We start from the raw sequence: 20,706 nt of genomic DNA, 5'->3' as shown, positions 1-20,706 counted from the left end.
GACGTCGTATGAGCGATGATCGTACGAGCGGGCGCGACGAGTCGTCGGCGGTCCCCGAAGGACGCGCTGACGATGCTGGACAGGAGCGGCCCGAAACATCGGTTCCGGGGCCGCCACCCGCGTTACGTCCCGGAGAGTTCCTCCGGTGGGCATGGCGCCAGTTCACGTCCATGCGTGTCGCGCTCATCCTGCTGTTCCTGCTGGCCGTTGCGGCCATACCGGGCTCGGTCGTGCCGCAGGCCGATGTGGACCCCGTGGCGGTGCGTGATTTCCGGGAACGCAATCCGGAACTGTCCGAGTGGTACGACCGGCTCGGGCTCTTCGACGTCTTCTCGGCGCCGTGGTTCGCCGCGATCTACCTCGCGCTTCTCGTCTCGCTGGTGGGCTGCATCCTTCCGCGCTCCCGGCAACACTGGAAGGCGATGCGGATGCGCCCGCCCCGGGCACCGAGGCGATTGTCTCGCATGCCTGCCTACCGCACGTTCGAGGTGGACGCCGATCCCGACGTCGTGACGGAGGCCGCCCACGACGAGCTGCGCTCGCGCAGGTTTCGGATGGCCGAGCGCACGAACGGTACCGCCGAGGACGACGCCGTTGGCGGCGAGGCCGGGCACCTGCATGAAACCGGCAACCTCGTCTTTCACCTGTCGCTGGTCGTGGTGCTCCTCGCCGTCGCCGTGGGAGGCCTGTTCGGCTATCGGGGTACGGTGATCGTCCCTGAGGGGTCGGGTTTCGCGAACACCGTCGTGCAGTACGACAACCTCACCTCGGGTGCGCTGTTCGATCCTGCGGATCTCCCGCCGTTCACCGTGGAGGTCGAGGAATTCGCGATGGAGTTCGTCGACAGCGGCCAGCACATCGGACAGCCGTCGAACTACGACGCCACCGTCTCGTTCGTGCCCGAACCAGGCGCCGAGCCCGAGCGGCACAACATCCGGGTCAACGAGCCGCTGAACCTGGACGGGACGCTGATCCACATCCTCAACCCGGGATATGCGCCGAAGATCACCGTTCGATCTGCGGAGGGCGAGGTCCTGGCCGAAGGGCCGGTGCCGTTTCTCCCTCAGGACGAAAGCTTCACGTCGACGGGCGTGGTGAAGGTGCCGAGGCCGGATGAGGACGGGCCGGATCTCGGCATCGAAGGGGTGTTCCTGCCGACCGGCTATCTCGACGACGCGGGGCCCCGGTCGATCTTTCCCGAGCCACGGATGCCCCAGCTGTACCTGACGGCGTTTCACGGCGATCTCGGCCTGGACGACGGGACACCGCAGTCCATCTACCGGCTGGAACAGGACCAGCTGGAGCAGTTCGACGTCGACGGGGAACCGTTCGCCGAGGTCTTGGGTGTGGACGAGACGGTGGAGCTGCCCGGTGACGGGAGCACGGTGACGTTCGACGGCTACGTCACGTGGGTGAACTTGCAGATCAGCCGGGACTCTGGCAGAGAGATCGCGCTGGCTGGAGCGGTCGTGGCCGTAGCTGGGCTGCTCGGCTCCCTGTACGTTCGGCGGCGCCGGCTGTGGGTGCGTGCACGGGCCACGGACGGCGGGCGTACCGTGGTAGAAGTCGCTGGCCTGAACCGTTCGGAAGGTGGAGCGAATCTGGACGACGAGGTGGAGTCCGTCGTCGACGGTCTGCGCTTCAGGCTCGGCGAGCATCGATCGGACGAGGAGCATTGATGGATCTGGTGAGCCTGGCGGAATGGAGCCGATACGTCGTCGGCCTCGCGCTCTTCGGCTACCTGGCGTCGTGGCTGGCGTTCAACTCGGAGATGGGGATCCGTACCCGCATCCAGCGGGAACGCACCGCGTTGGAGGTACAGGAGGCCGAACCCGCGCTCGTCGGGGACGCGGAGCCGGATCGGGCCGGCGTCTCGACAACCGGTGACGGCGACGACTCCCGTCAGCTGCTCGGCGATCTCGGTGAGCGGGCCGAGTCCAGGCACCGGCTGGGAAACGCGGCGTTTATCGTGGCAACGGCCATACTGGCCGTCGGGGTCGTGATGCGTGGTGTGGGTGTCAGCCGCACGCCGTGGTCGAACATGCACGAGTTCTCCATCACCGCGGCGCTGGTGATGTCCATCGTGTACATCGCCGTATCCCGAACGAATTCCGCGCGTGCCACGGCGCGCGTGGTGGGGCCGTGGGTCGCCGTGATCGCGTTCGTCACGCTTGGTCTCGCCGTCACATTCGTGTACGTGCCGCCGGGTCCGCTCGTGCCGTCGTTGCAGTCGTACTGGCTGGTGATCCACGTGGGTCTCGCTGTCACCGCCTTCGGTTTGTTCGCGGTTGCGGCGGTGACGAACACGCTGCAGATTATCGCCGAGCGCGCGGAGCGCCGGGGAAGCACCGGGAAGGGTGGCTTCGTGTCGTCGTTGCCGCGCTCGTCCCTGTTGGACCGGCTGGCATATCGGCTCACGGCCGTGGCGTTCCCGATCTGGACGGCGGGCCCGTTGATTCTCGGTGCCGTCTGGGCCGAGGTGTCCTGGGGTCGTTACTGGAACTGGGATCCCAAGGAGGTCTGGGCCCTGATCACGTGGTTGGTCTACGCTGCCTACTTGCACGCGCACGCGACCGCCGGATGGAAGGGGTCCAAGGCGTCGGTAGTCGCGCTGATCGGCTTCGCCACGGCGCTGTTCAGCTACTTCGGGGTGAACATCTTCTTCACCAGTGAACACTCGTATGGTGGGCTCTGACGATTCGGCGCGTCGTCACCGGTCGACACCCCGCACCGCTGCTCGGTGCCGGGGCGCGCTATGGCGACTTCTTGTTGGGCCTGCGGAACGTCCAGAGCGGGATCTGGGCCTCTGGACGTTCCGCAGACCCAAGAAGTCACCACCCGGAGCTCGACGGCTCGAAGTCACCCGGAGCTTGACGGCTCGCGGCGTCAGCGGTTGTCTTCGTCCCCCGAGTCGCCTCGCTTGCGAAGTTCTTCTCCGGAGTTGTCGTCGTTTCCCGGCTTCTGATCGCCCTCGGTCCCGGCGTCGCCGTCCTCGCGCTTGCGTAGATTCTCTTCGCGGCGCCGGAGGCTGTCTTCCCAATCGTTGAGAAGCTTCTCGTGCTCCTCGTCGAGATTCTTGAGCTCGCGCAAGAATTCGGGATCGTCATCCGGAGCGACCGGCCGCGGCTGCGGTTGCGGCGGTCTCGGGTTCGCCGGGCGCTTGGCGGTGGCAAGCCACAGTATCGGCCCGATCACCGGGATCAGGAGGATGATGGCTGCCCAAGCGATCTTGTTCAGCACACGTATGCTGCTCGAGTCGGTCTGCAGGCAATCGATCAGCGCATAGACTGCTAGAGCTAGCGCGATCACTACCGGCAATACGCGGGTCACTGCCGACCTCCTCGCAAAACACGAATCTCGTTAACCCCCAGCGTAAGCCAGATGAGCCCTGGCGCCCACACGGGGAACATGCCGATGACGCGCAGATGGTGCGCATCGACTCTGACATGCTGGTCACGAGCGTGGAACGATTTTCGATACGCCGAGATCCCGGTCGGCCACGAGGAGCTCGCGGCCGGCCGGCCTTCTCGCACCCCGGTGTCGCTACCGAAGCGCGGGGATGACCTCGCGTTCGAAGAGCTCGACACTGCCGAGATCATACGCGGCGTCGTGGAAGTAGCAGATCGCGTAGGTCATACCGGCGTCGTAGAGCTTCCGTAGTTGCTCGACGAGCTGTTCGGGGGTGCCGGTCATCGGGCTGTCCCGGAAAGACTGGATGATCTGCTGAACGCGCTCCTCCGGCACGTGCCGGCGCAGCACGCTCTCCAGTTGTGCGAGCTTGTCCTTGACCTCGGCCTCCGTCTCGCCGATCACGATGTTGTGGTTCGCGGAGCGGGTGATGGAGTCGAAATCGGTGCCGAGCTCGCGACAGTGCTGCGCGAGGACCTTCGACTTGTGCGTGAAGACGTCGACATTGCTGCCGCCGAAGTTGGTGTAGCCGGTGTAGCTCTCGGCATCCATCTCGCCGCCACGCGCGTGCTTGGCGGCGATACGCAGGGTGACCTTTTCACCACCGCCGGCGACCCACAGCGGAATGCCGCCATCTTGGAGTGGAAGCGGACGGCAGATGGCTCCGTCGATGCTGTAGTGCTTGCCGTCGAGGGTGGCCGCGCCGTGCGTCCACAGCTGCCGCATGATCTGGATGCCCTCGTCGAGCATGCCGAGCCGATCTCCGGCGGAGGGGAAACCGTAGCCGTACGCACGCCACTCGTGCTCGTACCAGCCGCCGCCGATACCCATCTCGGTGCGGCCGCCCGACACGATGTCGACCGTGGCCGCGACCTTTCCCAGGTAGGCCGGATTCCGATAGGCCATGCACGTACACATCTGGCCGAGCCGGACACGCTGGGTCTCGGCGCCCAGCGCGGCCATGAGCGTCCAGGCCTCGTGGGTGGCCTCCTCGGTGGGGACGGGCGTGGTGTGGAAGTGGTCGTAGACCCAGATCGATTCGAACTGCGATCCCTGATCCGCATGCTGTGCCACGCGGCGCATCACAGACCACTGCTCGGAGGGAGGAATGTCGACCAGGTCCAGCCGCCATCCTTGCGGAACGAACATTCCAAAGCGCATAGTCATGTCACCAACCTAGCGGTCCGTGGGGTACTCGATAGCCCCGCCCGTGCTCAGTGGCCGTGACATGCGTCGTAGGCTTGGGCATTATGGCTGTGCTGCGATACACCGCGCTGCGTGCGGGCATTCTCGTGGTCGTGGGCGCACTGCTGTGGCTCGTCGGCCTGCGCGGATTCTGGCTGGTGCTGACGGCCATCTTCTTCTCCGGTGTGATCAGCATTTTCGTCTTGCGATCCAGCCGCGATGCCGTGTCGGCAGCACTCGACCGGCGGGTCTCGACCATCAAACAACGTCTCGACGAGCACGCCGCGGCGGAGGACGCGTGGGACGAGGCCACGCGGCAGTCGCCCGAAGCCGAGCGCGACGAGGTGCAGCTAGCTGAGCGCGAATCCGAGGGCGAGCAGGGCGGCGAAGAGCAGCCCGGTCATGCTGGTAGCTCGCAGGGCGGGGATGAGGCCGACACCGCTGGCGCCGCGCACGACCGGAAGCGTGCTGGCGGCAGCAGCCGGGACGGCCAGCAGGGCGAGAGCCGTCCACGGCCCGTCTAGTCCGATCAGGAACAGGACGAGGACGAACGGTAGCGTCATCGTTCCCGCGTAGAAGAGCCGAGCGTGCGACTCGCCGACTGCGACCGCGAGTGTGCGCTTTCCGGCTGCGGCGTCCTTCGGGGCGTCACGCACGTTGTTGACCAATAACAACGCGCAGGCCAGGCTGCCGACTCCCACGGCCGCGAGGGCGGCGGTCACCGTGATCCGCCCGGCCTGGACATACATCGTTCCCAGTACCGCGACGAGGCCGAAGAACACGAACACCGACGCCTCGCCCAAAGCACGGTAGCCATAGGGCCGCGAGCCACCGGTGTAGTACCAGGCCGCCACGATCGCGGCCGCACCGACGGCCAGGAGCCACCAGTCTCCGGTGAGAGCGACGAGGATCAGCCCGGCGATGGCACCGGTGGCGAAACTCGCCCATGCGGCGAGGCGGACCGCAGGCGCGGTCGCCGCGCCCGAGCCGACGAGACGGAACGGTCCGACACGATCGTCATCCGTACCCCGGACACCGTCGGAGTAGTCGTTGGCGTAGTTGACTCCGACCTGCAGGGCGATGGCGACGAGCAGCGCCAAGAGGGCGCGGCCGGGGTGTGCGGAGTCGGTGGCAGCCGCCGCTCCGGTCCCGACGAGCACGGGCGAGATGGCCGCGGGAAGGGTACGAAGCCGTGCCCCTTGCGACCATTGACCGAGGGTCGTCATGCGAGGTGGGCACTCCTTCGTCTGGGGATCTGTCGAGAGGCTATGCCTCGCCCGCGACCCCCGCGTCAGTGCCCTCCGAGCGCAACAGTTCGGTGAGCGCGCGGCGGTCCGGTTTGCCGCTCGACAGGTGCGGCAACGAATCGACCACCGCCAGTTCTCGCGGTGCGTAGGCGGCCGGCGCCTGGCGGGTCACGTGGGTGCGGACGGACTCCAGGCGGGGCGGGTTGCCGGGATCCTGGGGAATCACGGCGGCGACGACGCGCTGACCCCACTCGGGGTCGGGAAGGGCGACGGCCAGCGCGTCGTACACGGCGGGGTGTGCGGTGATCAGCTGGTCGACGGCAGCGAGTGGCACGTTGACGCCGCCGGATACCGCGACGTCGTCGATGCGCCCGACGACTTCCAGCCGGCCGTCTGGCTGGAAATGGCCGATGTCGGCCGTGGTGAACCACCCCTCGGCGAACGTGTCCCGGGAGAGTTGTGGCAGCAGACGGTACCCGCTGGCCAGCATGGGGCCGCCCAGCCGGATGCGCCCGTCGTCGAGGATGTCGACGTCGACTCCCTCCAGGGGGATGCCATCGTAGACACATCCGCCGCACGTTTCCGTCGCCCCGTAGGTGGTGACGACGTGCACGCCGGCTGACCGGGCACGTTCGAGCAGATCGTCGTCGATCGCAGATCCACCGACGAGGACGGCGTCGTATCCCGCAAGCGCGGCCACGGCGGCCTCGCCGCCATCCAGCAGTACTGCCAGTTGCCTGGGAACCAGCGCGGTGTAGCGCCGCTGCGGGCTCGAACCGAACAGCCGGACGCTCGCGGCGGCGAACAGCTCCGGGTCGAACCCGTCGGACATGTCGAGCGCCACCGGCTCGGTTCCGGATACGACGGAGCGAGCCAGAACCATCAACCCCGCGACATGGGTGGCTGGGAGCGCCAGCAGCCACCGGCCGGGTCCGCCCAGGCGATTCAGGGTGGCCGTCGCCGACGCGCGGATGGCGGATGCACTCAACATGACGCCCTTGGGTTCTCCGGTCGAGCCCGATGTCGGCACCACCAGCGAGACGTCCGGGTCTTCCAAGGGCTCCTCGGGCTTGAGCGCGGCGAGCAGGTTGGAGCGCACCGGCTCGGGATGGCTCGGGAGAGGGAGCAGGGCTGGCCCGTCGTGCAGGGCGCTGGCAACCGCCGGATAGATCCGGGGGAGGACGCTGGGCGCCAAGGGAACGTCGATCGCCTGGATCGAGCGGTTCGCCGACGTCGTCGTCGTCGAAGTTGATCTTTGCATCGCGTCTTCTAGCTTAAGCTCTCAGAAGTACCAGGGGAAGCTCGACCAGTCCGGTTCTCGGCGTTCGAGGAATGCGTTTCGGCCTTCGACCGCCTCGTCGGTCATGTAGGCAAGGCGGGTGGCTTCACCGGCAAACACCTGCTGACCGACCAGGCCGTCGTCGACGGCGTTGAAGGCGAACTTCAGCATCCGCTGCGCCGTCGGGCTCTTGCTGTTGATGCGCTCCGCCCAGACCAGAGCGGTCTCTTCGAGTTCGGCGTGGGGTATGACGGCATTGACCATACCCATGCGATGCGCATCCTCGGCCGTGTACTCCATGCCGAGGAAGAAGATCTCGCGGGCGACCTTCTGCCCGACCTGACGAGCCAGGTATGCCGAACCGTAACCGGCGTCGAACGAGCCGACGTCGGCATCGGTCTGCTTGAACCGTGCGTGTTCGGCACTGGCCAGGGTGAGATCACACACCACGTGCAAGCTGTGGCCTCCGCCCGCGGCCCAGCCGGGCACCACGGCGACGACGACTTTCGGCATGATCCGGATGAGGCGTTGTACTTCCAGGATGTGCAGCCGACCGGCACGAGCGGCGTCACCTCGTTCGCTTTCGTCTCGTTCTCCATCTCCCGGCTCAGCCGAGTGATCCGCGTTCTGGTGCGACGTGTCGCCATCCGCGTATCGATAGCCGTCCCGCGCCCGGACCCGCTGATCTCCGCCAGAACAGAACGCCCAGCCCCCGTCCTTTGGAGAGGGTCCGTTGCCGGTCAGTAGTACGCAGCCGACGTCGGGAGTCATCCGCGCGTGGTCGAGTGCCCGATAGAGCTCGTCGACGGTGTGTGGCCGGAACGCATTGCGGACCTCTGGCCGGTCGAAGGCGATACGGACGGTGCCACGATCTCTCCCGTCGGTGACATGCCGGTGGTAGGTGATGTCGGTGAAGTCGAAGCCTTCTACCGGACGCCACGTGGCCGGGTCGAATGGTGTGGGGGTCACGGGAATTACTTTACGTGGATCCCGTAGTCCCCCACCCAGGTAGGTTGCGCATCGGATAAGGTCACCTCCGAGACTCACCGATTATTCTGGAAAGGTAATTCACGAATGCGACTCAACGCGCTGTCGGCCTCCGTGGCTGCGCTGCTCGCAGGGTTCGTCCTCGCGGGCTGCGGTGGAGACGATGACTCGGAATCATCCGAGGACACCGATCAGGCGAACGAAGCCGAAGTCGACGAAGGCGACGCCGCTGACGACGAGGACGCCGCCGATAACGAGGATGCCGCTGATGACGGCGGTACCGATGAGGGCGGCGGTACCGATGAGGGCGACGAGACCGGGGACGATGCATCCGGCGAGGACGAGCAGGACGAGTCGTCGGACTCCTCGGACTCGTCGGAATGGATGACCGTCACCGACGAGGACAGCGGTATCAGTCTCGACATGCCGCGAGATGCTGAGCCCGAGGAGATCGAGTCTCCGACGGCTGACGGTGGCACGATGAGCGGCTACTCCTACTTCGTCGTCGAGTCCGGGGCCGAAGTCGGCTTCAACGTGCTCGGCCTCGACGGTCGCTCGTACGATCTCGAGGCGGGCCTGGACGGTGTCGTGGAAGCCGTCGGCGGCGAACTTGACGGCTCGGAGGACATTACGGTCGACGGGCACGAGGGTGTCGAGGCAGAGATCGCCATTGAGGGTGGTTTCGCGCTCCTGCAGTTGATCGTCGTCGACGACTTCGTGCTCCAGCCACTGGTGGCGACGGACTCCGGCAACCGCGAGCAGGGCGAGGAGTTCTTCGACGAACTCACCGACTCGATCGACGTCGGCTGATCGCGACGGACCTGACGGCGGGCCGGGCCGGGACTGGCCAGGACAGTTCCGGCCCGGCCCGCTGCATGATCAGGCATCGAGACACGTCACCGGCTGGCGGGCCGCACGGGCGGGGCGAGCCCGGATGCGTAAGCTCGCGGGCATGCGTGTCTACGCGATTCCGATGCGCGCTCGATTCCGCGACATCGACGTGCGCGAGGGCGTCCTGTTGCGCGGCTCGGCCGGGTGGGCCGAGTTCTCACCCTTCCGGGAGTACGACGATGCGGAGGCCAGGGCGTGGTGGAGTGCCGCGCAGGAGGCCGCCGAGATCGGCTGGCCAGCGCCGATCCGGGACCGGATCCCGGTCAATGCCACCATCCCGGCCGTCCCGCCTGAACGAGTCGGCGGGATCCTGTCCCGGTTTTCCGGGTGCACCACCGCGAAGGTGAAGATCGCTGCGCCCGGTCACCCGCCTGCGGAGGATCTGGACCGGCTGGCGGCGGTACGGGCGGCCCTCGGACCGGAAGGCAAGATACGGATCGACGCGAACGGAAGCTGGGAAGCCGACACGGCGATCCGGTTGCTTCCCGAGTACGATCGCGCCGCTGGCGGGCTCGAGTACGCGGAGCAACCGTGTGCGTCGGTCGAGGAGCTCGCGTCCGTGCGGCGACGGGTGTCGGTGCCGATCGCGGCGGACGAATCGATTCGTCGGGCGGAGGATCCGGCACGGGTGGCCCGGCACGAGGCGGCCGACATCGTCGTGCTCAAGGTGCAGCCGATGGGCGGCGTGCGGGCGTGCCTGCGTATCGCCGAAGAGATCGGCCGTCCGGTCGTGGTGTCGAGCGCGCTGGAGACGTCGATCGGTATTGCGGCCGGGGTCGCGCTCGCGGCGGCGTTGCCGCGACTGGAGCACGCTTGCGGGCTCGCCACGGTGGGCCTGCTGGAGCGCGACGTGGTAGCTGACCCGCTCGTTGCGCACGACGGAGCGCTTCCGGTGCGGCGACCCGAGCCGCAGGTCGAGCTACTCGCGGCGGTGGAAGCGGACGACGCGACGTCGGCCTGGTGGCACCGCCGAGTCGATCGCCTCCGCGGGCGAGGGTGATGACGGCATGAACGATGGCGGGCGGTGGTGTCCAGAACTGTCGATCTTGTCAGGTCTCGCCGGGAACCGCGCGGGCCCGCGAGTCGTCTCATTACTGAACGCCGCGGTATTTCGGCGCGGGACCGGGCGAGTGGCGAACGCGTGGGTGATCATGGAAGATAGGCGTATGAGGGTCCGTCTCTTGGCTGGTGCGGGTGCCGTTGTGGTCGCTGCCGGGGCAGCGATGATGGTGGCTGGTGGTGGTTCGAGTGACGATGGGCTCGTCCGCGCCAAGGTGAGCGCCCAGGCGGGCGGCGTGCCGCTCGTCGTGCCGGCGTCATCACGGGAGAGCGAACCGGTCGAAGCGCTCGATGCCGATCCCGGAGGGAGCGACGAGTCCGGAGAGGACGCGTCGGCTGGGTTGCAGCTCCACCCGCCGGACGAGGTGAGCGACTGGGAGTCGGCGACCTTCACCGCGGAGTGGTCGGGACCTGACGGTACGCCGGTTCACGGTGTCGTCGATCTCCAACAGGTCGACGGCGACGAGTGGACGCAGGTGGACGAGGTCCAGATGGACGACGACGGCGGCTCGGTCGAGGTCGATGTCTCCGAAACCGGCATCTACCGCCTCGGCTACGGCGGCTCGGACGACATGGAGGAAACGGTGTCGGACGCCGTCACCGTCGTCGTCGACGACGAGCTCCTGCCGTCTCGCATCACCGCTACCGCCACGCCGGGCGACGACGGCACCGCTGAGATCACCGCTACCTGGACGACGGAGGCCGGCGTCGCCATCGTCGGTGAGTTGCAGCTACAAGAGCGCCGGGATGGTGAGTGGGACGACGTCACCACCGTGACCACGGACGCGGACAGTACGGCGACGGTCGACGTCGAGGCCGATAGGGGAGCGCGGTTCCGGTTCGTCTACGACGGTGGGAGCCGGTTCGAAGCCGTCCGGAGTGACGCGGCGGTCGTCGCGGACGAAGAGGTGCGCACCATTCCCGTCAGTACCTGTAGCACCAGCACGGAGATAGACAACCTGCCAAACGGCGAGGCGTGTCACTTCACGCCGGTGAGCAGCGGGACGTTCGTTGTGGCGCACGATTACCTGGGCAACGCGTGGTGGAACGCGATGCCGATGGGTACCGTCGTTGAGCTCGAAGGCGAACATGCCGGCCTGTACGAGGTCGTGGAACGGGAGTTCGCACCCGGGCGCGGTTCGGCGCTGGGCCCCGCGTCGAACTGGACGTGCGGCGCCGAGTGCGACGTCATCTTGCAAACTTGCCAGGGCAGCAACACCGGTTTCACCTGGCTGCGCGAGCTCGATTGACACGCGTGCCGGCGCGCGGAACGACATCGCCGTGGTGAATCCCTCCACCGCCGCTGCCACCGCCGCGGTGGCCGAGCTGGTGACAAACGGCATGCGCCACGCCGTCCTGGCGCCCGGTTCGCGCAGCGCGCCGCTGGCGTTCGCGCTGGACGCGGCGGCGAACCGGAACGAGTTGCAGCTGCACGTGAGGGTCGACGAGCGTTCGGCCGCCTTCACCGCCGTGGGACTTGCCCGCGTGGCCGGTCCGACGGCCGTGGTTACCACGTCGGGAACGGCGGTGGCGAACCTGCACCCGGCGGTGCTGGAGGCCGCCCATGCCGGCGTCTCGCTGCTCGTGCTAACCGCAGATCGCCCGCATGAACTGCGCGGTACCGGCGCCAACCAGACCACCGATCAAGTGCACGTATTCGGCTCTGCGGTGCGCTTCTTCGCCGATATCCCCGCGCCGTACGGCCGCCAGGGCGAAGAGCTCGACATTCGCCACCTCGTCAGCCGGGCGTTCGCCGAGTCAGCGGGCGTGCGTAGCGGCCGGCCCGGGCCGATCCATCTGAACGTGGCGTTCCGGGAGCCGCTGGTTCCCGAAACCGGCGACGCCGGAGTCGGAGATGCCGGAGCCGGAGATGCCGAAGCCGGGGATGCCGGCATGCCGGCAAACGACGGCGCGGGTGATCGTGCCCACGCCGGTGCCCGGGTACATCCGGTGCATCCACGTGCCCTGAATGCCGCCGGAAACGCCGCCGCGAACGCCGCGTTCCAGCTGTCGGACGGTCCGCGGACCGTCGTCGTGGCTGGAGACGGTGCCGGCCCGGCCGCACGGAACCTCGCGGAGAGGGGCAGCTATCCGTTGCTGGCCGAGCCATCCTCGGGAGCGCGGGCCGGGCGGAACGCGATTACCGGATACCGCCTGCTGCTGGAACGCGCGGAACTCGCCGAGCGGATCGAGCGCGTGGTCGTCTTCGGGCATCCGACCCTCTCCCGCCCGGTCCACACCCTGCTGGGCCGCCGAGACGTCGAGGTCGTGGTGGTGGCACCGGGCGGCGACTGGCCGGACGCTGCCCGCAATGCCGCCCACGTCGTCGCTGGCGCCGAGCCAGCCCGGTCCGACGGCGACGCTGGCTGGCTCGAGGAGTGGGTGGCGGCCGGGAACCTGGCGCGTGAGGCGATCGCCGGCGTGCTGGAGTCGAGCCCGGTGAGTGGCCCGGCCATCGCCCGTGCCGTGTGGGATTCGTTGCGGACCGAGGATGCGCTGGTCGTCGGCTCGTCGAACCCGATCCGCGACCTCGATCTCGTGGCAGAGCCGCGGGAGGATGCGCTGGTGCTGGCCAACCGCGGTCTCGCCGGAATCGACGGCACGCTGTCCACGGCGGCCGGTGTCTCGTTGGCGTCGGGCCGGCACACGCGGGTTCTCGTCGGGGATCTCACCTTTCTGCACGACACCGGGGGTCTTCTGCTCGGTCCGGGCGAGGAACGGCCCCGGCTACAGATCGTCGTCGTCAACGACGACGGTGGTGGAATCTTCACGCTCCTCGAACCCGGCGAACCGCAGCATGCCGATGCTTTCGAGCGGCTCTTCGGGACCCCGCACGGTGTCGACCTGGCGGCACTGTGCGCGGCATACGGCGTGCGGCACACCCGTGTTGCGGATCGCGCGGCACTCCGCCGCGAGCTGGCCGATCCTCCTCCCGGGCGCTCGATGGTCGAGGTGCGCGTCGAGCGGTCCGCGCATCGCGCTCTGCACGCCGACATCCGCTCGGCGGTCGGCTCCGCGCTGAAGGGAAACGACGTCGGATCCAGGTGAATCTCCGGTTGGGCGCGCGTAGCGCGCGACAACGGCGGGGGGTCAGCGAACGAGCGCGTCGCGCATCGGGATGAGCTTGGCGGCGCTCTCGGCGAGTTCCTCCGCAGGATTCGAACCGGCGACAATCCCGCATCCGGCGAAGAGCCGCATGCGGGTGGGGTCGGATGGATCGAGCTGGGCGCAGCGCAGCGCGATTCCCCATTCGCCGTCGCCGGCACTGTCGATCCAGCCGATCGGGGCAGCGTAGCGTCCCCGATCGAGCCCTTCGAGCTCGCGGATCAGCTCGATCGCGCGGTCCGTGGGCGTGCCGCCCACTGCCGCCGAGGGATGCAGGGCCGCGGCCATGGCCAGCGACGACGCCTGCCCGGACGCCACACCGGTCACGTCGGTGGCCAGGTGCATGACGTTGGACAGGTGAAGAACGAACGGCGTCTCGGGCACGTTCATGCTGGAGCAGTACGGCGCGAGAGCGTCGGCGACGGAGCGTACCGCGAACTCGTGCTCTTCCAGGTCCTTGCTGGAGCGGGCGAGGGAGGCAGCTAGTGCCAGGTCGTGGACGTCGTCGTGGGTGCGGCGAATGGTTCCGGCGAGTACGCGTGAGGTGACCAGCCCGCGCTCGCGACGGACCAGCAGTTCAGGTGTCGCCCCGAGAAGGCCGTCGACGCTGAAGGTCCAGCATCGCGAGTAGTGCTCGCCGAGCCGGCGCAGTGGCCAGCGGGTGTCGATCGGGTGGGGCGATTCGGCGACCAGGTCGCGGGCCAGGACCACCTTTTCGAGCTCTCCGGCATTGATGCGGTCCACGGCGCTGGCGACGACGATCTCCCAGTCGGCGCCGGTGAGCTGACCGTCAGCGAACGAGATCGCTCCTGGCCGGCGCACGGACGTGGCCGACGGCAGCGTGGGCAGAGGTGGCAAGTTACCCGCGACGCTGACGGTGGTGACCCACCAGCGGCCGTCGCGGTGCCCCACGATGGTCTCCGGCAGGACGAGTGTGGAGGTGCCGGGCTCGTCGTCGAAGGTGAACGAACCGAAGGCGACGGGACCGGAGCCGGGAAGCTGCACCTCGTCGCGGACGACGGCCGTGTTTATCAGCGTCCGCCACCACGCTTCGAGCTCGGCGAACCGGTGTGCCCCGGAGGTCTCGACCCTGGCGGCCTCGCCCCAGCCGACGAGGCCCTGACCTCCCCGTACCCAGGCGTACGGGGACGTGTCGGGCAACAGCGAGAGCAGCGGTCCGGGATCAGGTATCTCCACGGAGCGCGCTACCAGTTGTGGAACCGGCGCGGTCACTGGAGCACTCGTCACGAGCGTCAAGCGTAGTTCGCCAGCATGTCCGGTGGGGCCGCTGGGCATGCCGATGTGCCCGAGAACACAGTGGTGCGCATCTCGGCATCGAGGTGTGGAGCGGTGTCGCCTATGCTGGCGCCGTGAACCGGGCTTCCCTCGACAAGCAGCCGCACGAGGTCGCGGCGATGTTCGACGACGTCGCCGAACGCTATGACCTCACCAACGATGTGCTCTCACTCGGCCAGGATCGCTACTGGCGCCGCGCTGTCCGGCACGCCGTGGCCGCCCGGCCAGGAGAGCGGGTGCTCGACCTCGCGGCCGGTACCGGAACGTCGAGCGAGCCGTTCCGTGCGGCCGGCGCGAGCGTGGTTCCCTGCGACTTCTCGCTCGGCATGGTGCAAGCGGGCAAGCGCCGTCGCCCGCATCTCCCGTTCGTCGTCGGTGACGCCACGAACTTGCCTTTCGCCGACGCGTCGTTCGACGCCGTGACGATCTCTTTCGGCTTGCGTAACGTGCATGATCCTGACCTGGCGCTGCGGGAGATGCTCCGGGTGACTCGCCCCGGCGGCCGATTCGTGCTGTGCGAGTTCAGCCATCCCGTCTGGCAACCGCTGCGTGTGGTCTACGTCGAGTACCTCATGCGGGCGTTGCCGGGCGTCGCGAGGCGGGTGTCGAGTAACCCGGAGGCGTACGTGTACCTGGCCGAATCGATCCGTGCCTGGCCGGATCAGGCCGGTATGGCTGCACGGCTGCAGCAGGCGGGCTGGTCCGGCATCCGATGGCGCAACCTGACCGGAGGGATCGTCGCCCTGCATCACGCGGTGCGCCCGGGTGGCCGCTGAGGCGTGAATTCCGGCCTCGCGGGGTACGCGCAGGTGATGGAATGCACGTCACCCCGGGAGGTATCGGATGCCAGAAGCAGCGGAGCGCCCCTTCGATTTCATCCGGGCCAATGCTCGCCCGGCGAAGCCCCGTACGCGCGGCGTGACCGAGATCCGGGCCGCGTATTACACCGTCCTGGGCCCGCGGTACTTGCGCGACGTCCTCGACACCATGGGCGAATACGTCGACGGCCTGAAGTTCGCCGGCGGCTCGTTCACCCTCGTGCCCGAGCCGGCGCTACGGTCCGTGCTCGACACCGCCCATGAACGCGGCGTCTACGTGTCCACGGGCGGATTCGTCGAGTACGTGCTCACCCAGGGTCCCGACGCGGTCGACCGATATATCGACACGTGCCGGCAGCTCGGGTTCGACGTCGTCGAGATCTCCACCGGCTTCGTGACCATTCCCACTGACGACGTGCTCCGGCTCGTGGAGCGGGTCCAGCGCGCCGGTCTGAAGGCCAAACCAGAGGTCGGTATCCAGTTCGGCGCGGGCGGTGCGACGCGGCCCGAGGAGCTCGAGGCGGCAGGCGTGCGCGACGTGGATTCGGCGATCTCGCTGGCCCGGCGCTGTCGTGATGCGGGAGCCGAGTCGATCATGATCGAGTCGGAGGGAATCACCGAGGAAGTCACGGCCTGGCGGACCGACGTGGTGACCGCCATCGTGCGCGAACTCGGCCTCGAACCGGTCATGTTCGAAGCGGCCGATCCCCAGGTCTTCACCTGGTACGTCCAGAACTACGGGCCGGAAGTCAACCTGTTCGTCGACCACTCCCAGATCGTCCAGCTGGAATGCTTGCGCCAGGGCATCTGGGGCACCGCCGGGACGTGGGGCCGCATCGTCCGCTACGCGCCGTGAACGCGCCGGAGTTCAGCCGCGCAGACCTTTCATGGCGGCGCAGCTTCGTTCGGCCGCGCCGAGGCTTCCCCCGCCGTCCGCCGGGGTGGCGGGAGCGTTGTCCTGCTCCCACAGCGATACGTACGAGCCACGTCGTGGCAGCGCACGGTAGAAGCTCTCGTAGTCGATGTCGCCCTCGCCGAATTCGGTCATCTCGTACCCGTGTGGCAGGTCGGGACGGCGCGCTCCGTCCTTGGTGTGGAACAGCGGGTAGCGATGGGAATGTGCCTTGACGTAGTCGACGGGATCGAAGCCCGGTGCGATGTGCTGGCCCACGTAGGCCCAGTAGATGTCTAGTTCGAGATAGACCAAATGCGGATCGGTTTCGGATAGCAGCAGGTCATAGAGCCGCACCTCCGGGTTGTCGGCGGCGAATCGGAACTCGTTGTGGTGGTTGTGGTGGTACCACTTGAGGCCGCGTGCCCTGGCGGCCTCCCCGAAGCTGTTGAATTCGTCGGCGGCCGCCTTGTATCCGTCGACGGTCCGGTTGCCGGGGGACACCGGCTCGTTGGCGGTGCCGATGTAGGGAAATCCCATCGTTTCGGCGATGTCGAGCTCGGCCTCCATGTTGTTGCGGAAGTCGGCGATGCCGCGGTGTCCTCCGATTCCGTTCAACCCGTTGTCGTCGAGCAACTGGCGGATCTGGGCCGGCGTGATGTCTGGCTCGGCCGGCGATGAGTAGCCGGCGAACTCGATGTGCACGAATCCCATCCGGGCGAGCTCTTCGAGTACGACCCGGAAGCCGAGCTCGGCGATGGCATCGCGCACGCTCCACAGCTGGATGCCGATCCGCCCCGGGGGTATGAGGCGGCGGCGAAGCGAGCCGGAGGGACGCGCGGCGGTGGTGGCTCCGGCGGTAGTGGCCCCGGCGAATGCGGCGGTACCGGCTGCGGCGGTGGTGCCGGCGAGGGCGCTGAGGAACCGACGTCGATCGATCTTCGTGTGTGCCATGGGGGTCTCCTCGTGACTCGAACCGGAATCGGGAATCAGGGACCGGACAAGGAAATGGGACAAGGGAATCGAGGACAGCCGTGCTCGGAAAGCAGTCGCGGCGCCGTCACCTCCGTCCATTGGGGCGACTACTTTTGTTAGTTATAGACCCGAAACATAGAAGTAACCTGTCGACAGGTCAATATGTTTCGATCAACTATCGACAGAAGTAGGAAGAAGGTGTGCCCGCGAACGAGCCGACGACCATGTCGGCGGGATTGTCGGAGGTCGACAGCTTTCGGTTGCCAGCCCGGAAATCGAGCCTGGCGTGCACCGGCAGGCGAGCTCGTGGGAGCCAGCCGGAATTTCGCAACGTCGATCATGCGTAAAGTCCGCAGGTCAGATGGGTCGGCCCCGGTCGAAAGCGGCGGAAGGGAGGTCCTACACTTGGTCAGGAAGTGAGTTCGTGAACATATTCACGAACTGTGAGCGCCGGTGCTCCGTACTTCCGATCAGAATGGACCGATAGCGACGGGTGCTGAGGGACCGATGAACGTACAGGCCGGCGACGCTGACGTCATCGTGGTCGGTGCCGGCCCGGCCGGATCGACGGCAGCGTATTACCTGGCTCGTTCGGGTCTCGACGTTCTGATGCTGGACAAGGCGTCGTTCCCGCGCGACAAGGTGTGTGGCGACGGGCTGACGCCACGCGCGGTGCGGCAGCTCGTGCGGATGGGCGTGGATACCTCGGGTCCGGGGTGGATCCGGAACAAGGGTCTGCGGATCATCGGCGGTGGGATGCGTTTGCACCTTCCGTGGCCCGAGCTCACCAGCTACCCGAACTACGGGCTGGTGCGGACCCGGCTCGATTTCGATCACCTGCTTGCCCGGCACGCCGAAGCGGCCGGGGCGCGGCTGCTCGAAAGTACCAACGTGACCGCGCCACTGATCGACGAGCGCAGCGGAACCGTGGTGGGCGTGCGCGCCAAGCCGGTGGACAGCCGGGGCCGCGCGAGTGGTGCACCGCAGAGCTACCGCGCCCGGCTAGTAGTGGCGGCCGACGGCACGTCGTCGCGGCTGGCGACGGCACTCGGTATTCACCGGCGCGATGATCGCCCGCTCGGGGTCGCCGTGCGCACGTATTACAAGAGCCCCCGCCACGACGACGAGTGGATGGAATCGTGGCTGCAACTGTCGGTACCGAACGAGCGTGGTGGCAGCGACCTGTTGCCGGGCTATGGGTGGATCTTCGGCACCGGCAACGGCACGAGCAACGTCGGGCTGGGCATCCCCAACACGTCCCGGGCATTCGGCCGCGTCGACTACCGAGATTTGCTCCGCCGGTGGGTCGCACAGACGCCACGAGAGTGGGGGTTCACCGAAGAGAACCAGGTCGGTGGAATCCGCAGCGCGGCGCTTCCGATGGGGTTCAACCGGCAGCCGCACTACAGTCACGGCGTCCTGCTCGTGGGCGATTCCGGAGGCATGGTCAATCCGTTCAATGGCGAGGGCATCGACTACGCGATGGAGGCGGCAAGCCTCGCGGCGACGATGATCGCCGACGCGCTCGCCCGCGACACCCCTGCCATCCGTGAGCGCGTCCTCCAGCAGTATGCGGCCGAGCTCAAGCGCGAGCACGGTGGCTACTTCACGTTGGGACGTACCTTTCTCCGCCTGATCGGAGATCCACGAATCATGAAGATCGCGACGAATCACGGACTACCACGTCCATGGTTGATGCAGTTCACGCTGAAGTTGCTCGCCAACCTCACCGATCACCGTGACGGTGACGTCCACGACCGCGTCATCAACACCCTGACCCGAGTGGCTCCGGCGGCATGAGGCACGGGCAGAATGTGGACTCGCATCACCGGGAAATGAAGGCGTGCATGACAGAGATGACCGAAGGGAGCTGAGCGCGCGTGGATCTGTACGCGCCGATGATCGGATTGATCATCCTGGGCGCCGTGTTCGCGGTGTTCTCAGTGGTGGTCTCGACCGTGATCGGGCCGAAGCGGTACAACCGTGCGCGGCTCGACTCCTACGAGTGCGGTATCGAGCCGACGCCCCAGCCGGTGGGCGGTGGGCGCATCCCGATCAAGTACTACCTCACGGCGATGACGTTCATCATCTTCGACATCGAGATCATCTTCCTCTATCCATGGGCGGTTCGCTTCGACCACCTCGGGGTCTTCGGTTTCGTCGCGATGGTGACGTTCTTGTTCCTCATCACCGTGCCGTTCGTCTACGAATGGCGCCGTGGCGGGCTGGAATGGGACTGACGAAGGGAGTGTGACCATGGGTATCGAGGAGAAACTTCCATCGGGAGTCCTGCTCAGCACGGTCGAGAACCTGGCCGGTTGGATGCGGAAGGGCTCGATGTGGCCAGCCACGTTCGGCCTGGCGTGCTGCGCCATCGAGATGATGTCCTACGGCACGCCGCGGCACGATTCGTCGCGCTTCGGTATGGAGGTCTTTCGCGCCTCACCGCGGCAAGCGGACCTGATGATCGTTGCCGGCCGGGTGAGCCAGAAGATGGCGCCGGTGCTGCGCCAGATCTATGACCAGATGGCCAACCCGAAGTGGGTGCTGTCGATGGGCGTCTGCGCGAGTACCGGCGGAATGTTCAACAACTACGCGATCGTTCAGGGCGTGGATCACGTGGTGCCGGTGGACATCTACCTGCCGGGCTGCCCGCCGCGTCCGGAGATGCTGATGGACGCGATCATCAAGCTGCACGAACAGATCCAGCACGGCAAGCTCGGCGCTCACCGGGAGGCGGAGGAAGCTCAAGCCGAGCAGGACGCCCTCGGCGCGACACCGACCCACGAGATGAAGGGTCTGCTGCAGTGACGGACGAACGAGAGGAAAGACCAGGCACGGACGAGGAGAGCCTGCCGGCCGAACCTACCGGCCCGGAGCTGCCTCCTCCGCACCCCACACGTCGTGGCATGTTCGGAGCGGAGGACTCGGGGGACACGTCCGGATACGGCCGCCTCGTCGTACGCGATACGAGTCCGATCCGGGGGAGCTCGACGCCCCGCCCGTGGGACGACGAGTTCGAACAGCTCGGTGACGAGGTCGGCACGGCTCTCGAACAGGCCGGCCTGGGCGACGACGTGATCGAGAAAGTCATCGTCGACCGCGGGCAGATGACGTTCTTCATCAAGCGTGAGCGGTTGGCTGAGGCCGTGCGCGTGTTCCGCGACGATCCCGCACTGCGCTTCGAGATGTGTCTCGGGGTCAACGGTATCCACTACCCCCACGAGGAAGGGCGCGAACTGCACGCGTGCTATCAGCTCTTGTCGATCACGCACAACCGCCGGGTCACCCTCGAATCGGTGTGTCCGGACGAGGACCCGCACTTGCCGACGGTCACGGAGACATACCCGTCGGCCAACTGGCACGAGCGGGAGACCTACGACTTCTTCGGCATCATTTTCGACGGGCACCCGGCGTTGACCCGGATCGAGATGCCGGACGATTGGCCCGGCCATCCACAGCGCAAGGATTATCCGCTCGGCGGGATCCCCGTCGAGTACAAGGGTGCGACGATCCCGCCGCCGGACGAGCGGAGGGCTTATCACTGATGTGCGGGTGTGACCT

Annotated in this window: 19 protein-coding genes and 1 pseudogene; 13 read left to right on the top strand and 7 right to left on the bottom strand. The window is 67.2% G+C overall.

The annotated features are described in order from the left end of the window. Nucleotides 1-8: 8 nt before the first annotated feature. Nucleotides 9-1,679: a cytochrome c biogenesis protein ResB gene (gene resB, locus DPM12_RS13470; protein ID WP_112258847.1), complete on the top strand. Its 1,671-nt coding sequence runs from the start codon at nucleotides 9-11 to the stop codon at nucleotides 1,677-1,679. Further along, nucleotides 1,679-2,695, top strand: a complete 1,017-nt coding sequence (gene ccsB / locus DPM12_RS13465) for a c-type cytochrome biogenesis protein CcsB (RefSeq protein WP_112258846.1) — start codon at nucleotides 1,679-1,681, stop codon at nucleotides 2,693-2,695. The genes resB and ccsB overlap by 1 nt, the downstream gene beginning before the upstream one ends. A 191-nt stretch (nucleotides 2,696-2,886) precedes the next feature. On the opposite strand, the gene DPM12_RS13460 is transcribed toward ccsB, so the two are convergent. Both DPM12_RS13460 and DPM12_RS13455 read right to left on the bottom strand, forming a co-directional pair. Next, nucleotides 2,887-3,330, bottom strand: a complete 444-nt coding sequence (locus DPM12_RS13460) for a PLD nuclease N-terminal domain-containing protein (RefSeq protein WP_112258845.1) — start codon at nucleotides 3,328-3,330, stop codon at nucleotides 2,887-2,889. Nucleotides 3,331-3,543: 213 nt separating this feature from the next. After that, nucleotides 3,544-4,569: a TIGR03560 family F420-dependent LLM class oxidoreductase gene (locus DPM12_RS13455; protein WP_112258844.1), complete on the bottom strand. Its 1,026-nt coding sequence runs from the start codon at nucleotides 4,567-4,569 to the stop codon at nucleotides 3,544-3,546. A gap of 89 nt (nucleotides 4,570-4,658) precedes the next feature. Between DPM12_RS13455 and DPM12_RS23930 the strand changes: the two are divergent. Next, nucleotides 4,659-4,832 (top strand): annotated as a pseudogene (locus DPM12_RS23930) (DUF4229 domain-containing protein); the annotation flags it as partial. A 111-nt stretch (nucleotides 4,833-4,943) separates the two neighbouring features. Here the strand turns inward: DPM12_RS23930 and DPM12_RS13445 are convergent. From DPM12_RS13445 to DPM12_RS13435, 3 genes are read right to left on the bottom strand one after another with little or no spacing between them, the layout of a single operon-like run. Beyond that, complete coding sequence (locus tag DPM12_RS13445) at nucleotides 4,944-5,819, bottom strand: 1,4-dihydroxy-2-naphthoate polyprenyltransferase (protein ID WP_112258842.1); 876 nt, start codon at nucleotides 5,817-5,819, stop codon at nucleotides 4,944-4,946. Between the two features lie 40 nt (nucleotides 5,820-5,859). After that, nucleotides 5,860-7,101 carry an o-succinylbenzoate--CoA ligase gene (gene menE, locus DPM12_RS13440; protein WP_112258841.1) on the bottom strand — a complete coding sequence of 414 codons (1,242 nt, stop codon included), beginning with the start codon at nucleotides 7,099-7,101 and terminating at the stop codon, nucleotides 5,860-5,862. Between the two features lie 21 nt (nucleotides 7,102-7,122). Further along, nucleotides 7,123-8,088: a 1,4-dihydroxy-2-naphthoyl-CoA synthase gene (locus tag DPM12_RS13435; RefSeq protein ID WP_112258840.1), complete on the bottom strand. Its 966-nt coding sequence runs from the start codon at nucleotides 8,086-8,088 to the stop codon at nucleotides 7,123-7,125. A gap of 105 nt (nucleotides 8,089-8,193) precedes the next feature. On the opposite strand from DPM12_RS13435, the gene DPM12_RS13430 reads away from it, so the two are divergent. From DPM12_RS13430 to menD, 4 genes are all read left to right on the top strand, one after another. After that, complete coding sequence (locus DPM12_RS13430) at nucleotides 8,194-8,916, top strand: hypothetical protein (protein WP_112258839.1); 723 nt, start codon at nucleotides 8,194-8,196, stop codon at nucleotides 8,914-8,916. Between the two features lie 124 nt (nucleotides 8,917-9,040). Further along, nucleotides 9,041-9,997 (top strand): o-succinylbenzoate synthase, encoded by a 957-nt coding sequence (locus DPM12_RS13425; RefSeq protein ID WP_112258838.1) that lies wholly within the window; start codon nucleotides 9,041-9,043, stop codon nucleotides 9,995-9,997. A gap of 166 nt (nucleotides 9,998-10,163) precedes the next feature. Further along, nucleotides 10,164-11,306, top strand: a complete 1,143-nt coding sequence (locus DPM12_RS23625; protein ID WP_211658955.1) for a hypothetical protein — start codon at nucleotides 10,164-10,166, stop codon at nucleotides 11,304-11,306. Between the two features lie 34 nt (nucleotides 11,307-11,340). Further along, nucleotides 11,341-13,104, top strand: a complete 1,764-nt coding sequence (menD, locus tag DPM12_RS13420) for a 2-succinyl-5-enolpyruvyl-6-hydroxy-3-cyclohexene-1-carboxylic-acid synthase (RefSeq protein WP_211658954.1) — start codon at nucleotides 11,341-11,343, stop codon at nucleotides 13,102-13,104. Nucleotides 13,105-13,146: 42 nt separating this feature from the next. Here the strand turns inward: menD and DPM12_RS13415 are convergent, their stop codons facing one another. Continuing rightward, complete coding sequence (locus DPM12_RS13415; RefSeq protein WP_112258836.1) at nucleotides 13,147-14,457, bottom strand: isochorismate synthase; 1,311 nt, start codon at nucleotides 14,455-14,457, stop codon at nucleotides 13,147-13,149. 74 nt (nucleotides 14,458-14,531) lie between these two features. On the opposite strand from DPM12_RS13415, the gene DPM12_RS13410 reads away from it, so the two are divergent. Then, a complete protein-coding gene (locus tag DPM12_RS13410; protein WP_112258918.1) occupies nucleotides 14,532-15,233 on the top strand; it encodes a demethylmenaquinone methyltransferase in 702 nt (233 codons plus the stop codon). A 67-nt stretch (nucleotides 15,234-15,300) separates the two neighbouring features. Next, nucleotides 15,301-16,131 (top strand): phosphosulfolactate synthase, encoded by an 831-nt coding sequence (locus DPM12_RS13405; protein ID WP_112258835.1) that lies wholly within the window; start codon nucleotides 15,301-15,303, stop codon nucleotides 16,129-16,131. Nucleotides 16,132-16,143: 12 nt separating this feature from the next. Here the strand turns inward: DPM12_RS13405 and DPM12_RS13400 are convergent, their stop codons facing one another. Further along, nucleotides 16,144-17,121, bottom strand: a complete 978-nt coding sequence (locus DPM12_RS13400) for a sugar phosphate isomerase/epimerase family protein (RefSeq protein WP_112258834.1) — start codon at nucleotides 17,119-17,121, stop codon at nucleotides 16,144-16,146. A 528-nt stretch (nucleotides 17,122-17,649) separates the two neighbouring features. Between DPM12_RS13400 and DPM12_RS13395 the strand changes: the two genes are divergently transcribed. From DPM12_RS13395 to DPM12_RS13380, 4 genes are all read left to right on the top strand, one after another. Continuing rightward, on the top strand, nucleotides 17,650-18,942 hold the full coding sequence (locus tag DPM12_RS13395; protein ID WP_112258833.1) for a geranylgeranyl reductase family protein: 1,293 nt from the start codon (nucleotides 17,650-17,652) through the stop codon (nucleotides 18,940-18,942). A gap of 80 nt (nucleotides 18,943-19,022) precedes the next feature. Next, nucleotides 19,023-19,382 (top strand): NADH-quinone oxidoreductase subunit A, encoded by a 360-nt coding sequence (locus tag DPM12_RS13390; RefSeq protein ID WP_112258832.1) that lies wholly within the window; start codon nucleotides 19,023-19,025, stop codon nucleotides 19,380-19,382. A gap of 16 nt (nucleotides 19,383-19,398) precedes the next feature. Next, complete coding sequence (locus tag DPM12_RS13385; protein ID WP_112258831.1) at nucleotides 19,399-19,953, top strand: NuoB/complex I 20 kDa subunit family protein; 555 nt, start codon at nucleotides 19,399-19,401, stop codon at nucleotides 19,951-19,953. A gap of 41 nt (nucleotides 19,954-19,994) precedes the next feature. Then, nucleotides 19,995-20,690 (top strand): NADH-quinone oxidoreductase subunit C, encoded by a 696-nt coding sequence (locus tag DPM12_RS13380; protein ID WP_342778792.1) that lies wholly within the window; start codon nucleotides 19,995-19,997, stop codon nucleotides 20,688-20,690. The last annotated feature ends 16 nt before the right edge of the window (nucleotides 20,691-20,706 follow it).

It is taken from the genome of Phytoactinopolyspora halophila (assembly GCF_003287285.1).
GTDB lineage: Bacteria > Actinomycetota > Actinomycetes > Jiangellales > Jiangellaceae > Phytoactinopolyspora_A > Phytoactinopolyspora_A halophila.
This window is presented reverse-complemented; position numbering and strand designations above follow the sequence as displayed.

Coding starts and splice junctions, on each gene's coding strand:
- resB (WP_112258847.1), top strand. CDS start 9: ATGAGCGATGATCGTACGAGCGGGCGCGACGAGTCGTCGGCGGTCCCC.
- ccsB (WP_112258846.1), top strand. CDS start 1,679: ATGGATCTGGTGAGCCTGGCGGAATGGAGCCGATACGTCGTCGGCCTC.
- DPM12_RS13455 (WP_112258844.1), bottom strand. CDS start 4,569: ATGCGCTTTGGAATGTTCGTTCCGCAAGGATGGCGGCTGGACCTGGTC.
- DPM12_RS13445 (WP_112258842.1), bottom strand. CDS start 5,819: ATGACGACCCTCGGTCAATGGTCGCAAGGGGCACGGCTTCGTACCCTT.
- menE (WP_112258841.1), bottom strand. CDS start 7,101: ATGCAAAGATCAACTTCGACGACGACGACGTCGGCGAACCGCTCGATC.
- DPM12_RS13430 (WP_112258839.1), top strand. CDS start 8,194: ATGCGACTCAACGCGCTGTCGGCCTCCGTGGCTGCGCTGCTCGCAGGG.
- DPM12_RS13425 (WP_112258838.1), top strand. CDS start 9,041: ATGCGTAAGCTCGCGGGCATGCGTGTCTACGCGATTCCGATGCGCGCT.
- DPM12_RS23625 (WP_211658955.1), top strand. CDS start 10,164: ATGAGGGTCCGTCTCTTGGCTGGTGCGGGTGCCGTTGTGGTCGCTGCC.
- DPM12_RS13415 (WP_112258836.1), bottom strand. CDS start 14,457: ATGCCCAGCGGCCCCACCGGACATGCTGGCGAACTACGCTTGACGCTC.
- DPM12_RS13405 (WP_112258835.1), top strand. CDS start 15,301: ATGCCAGAAGCAGCGGAGCGCCCCTTCGATTTCATCCGGGCCAATGCT.
- DPM12_RS13400 (WP_112258834.1), bottom strand. CDS start 17,121: ATGGCACACACGAAGATCGATCGACGTCGGTTCCTCAGCGCCCTCGCC.
- DPM12_RS13395 (WP_112258833.1), top strand. CDS start 17,650: ATGAACGTACAGGCCGGCGACGCTGACGTCATCGTGGTCGGTGCCGGC.
- DPM12_RS13385 (WP_112258831.1), top strand. CDS start 19,399: ATGGGTATCGAGGAGAAACTTCCATCGGGAGTCCTGCTCAGCACGGTC.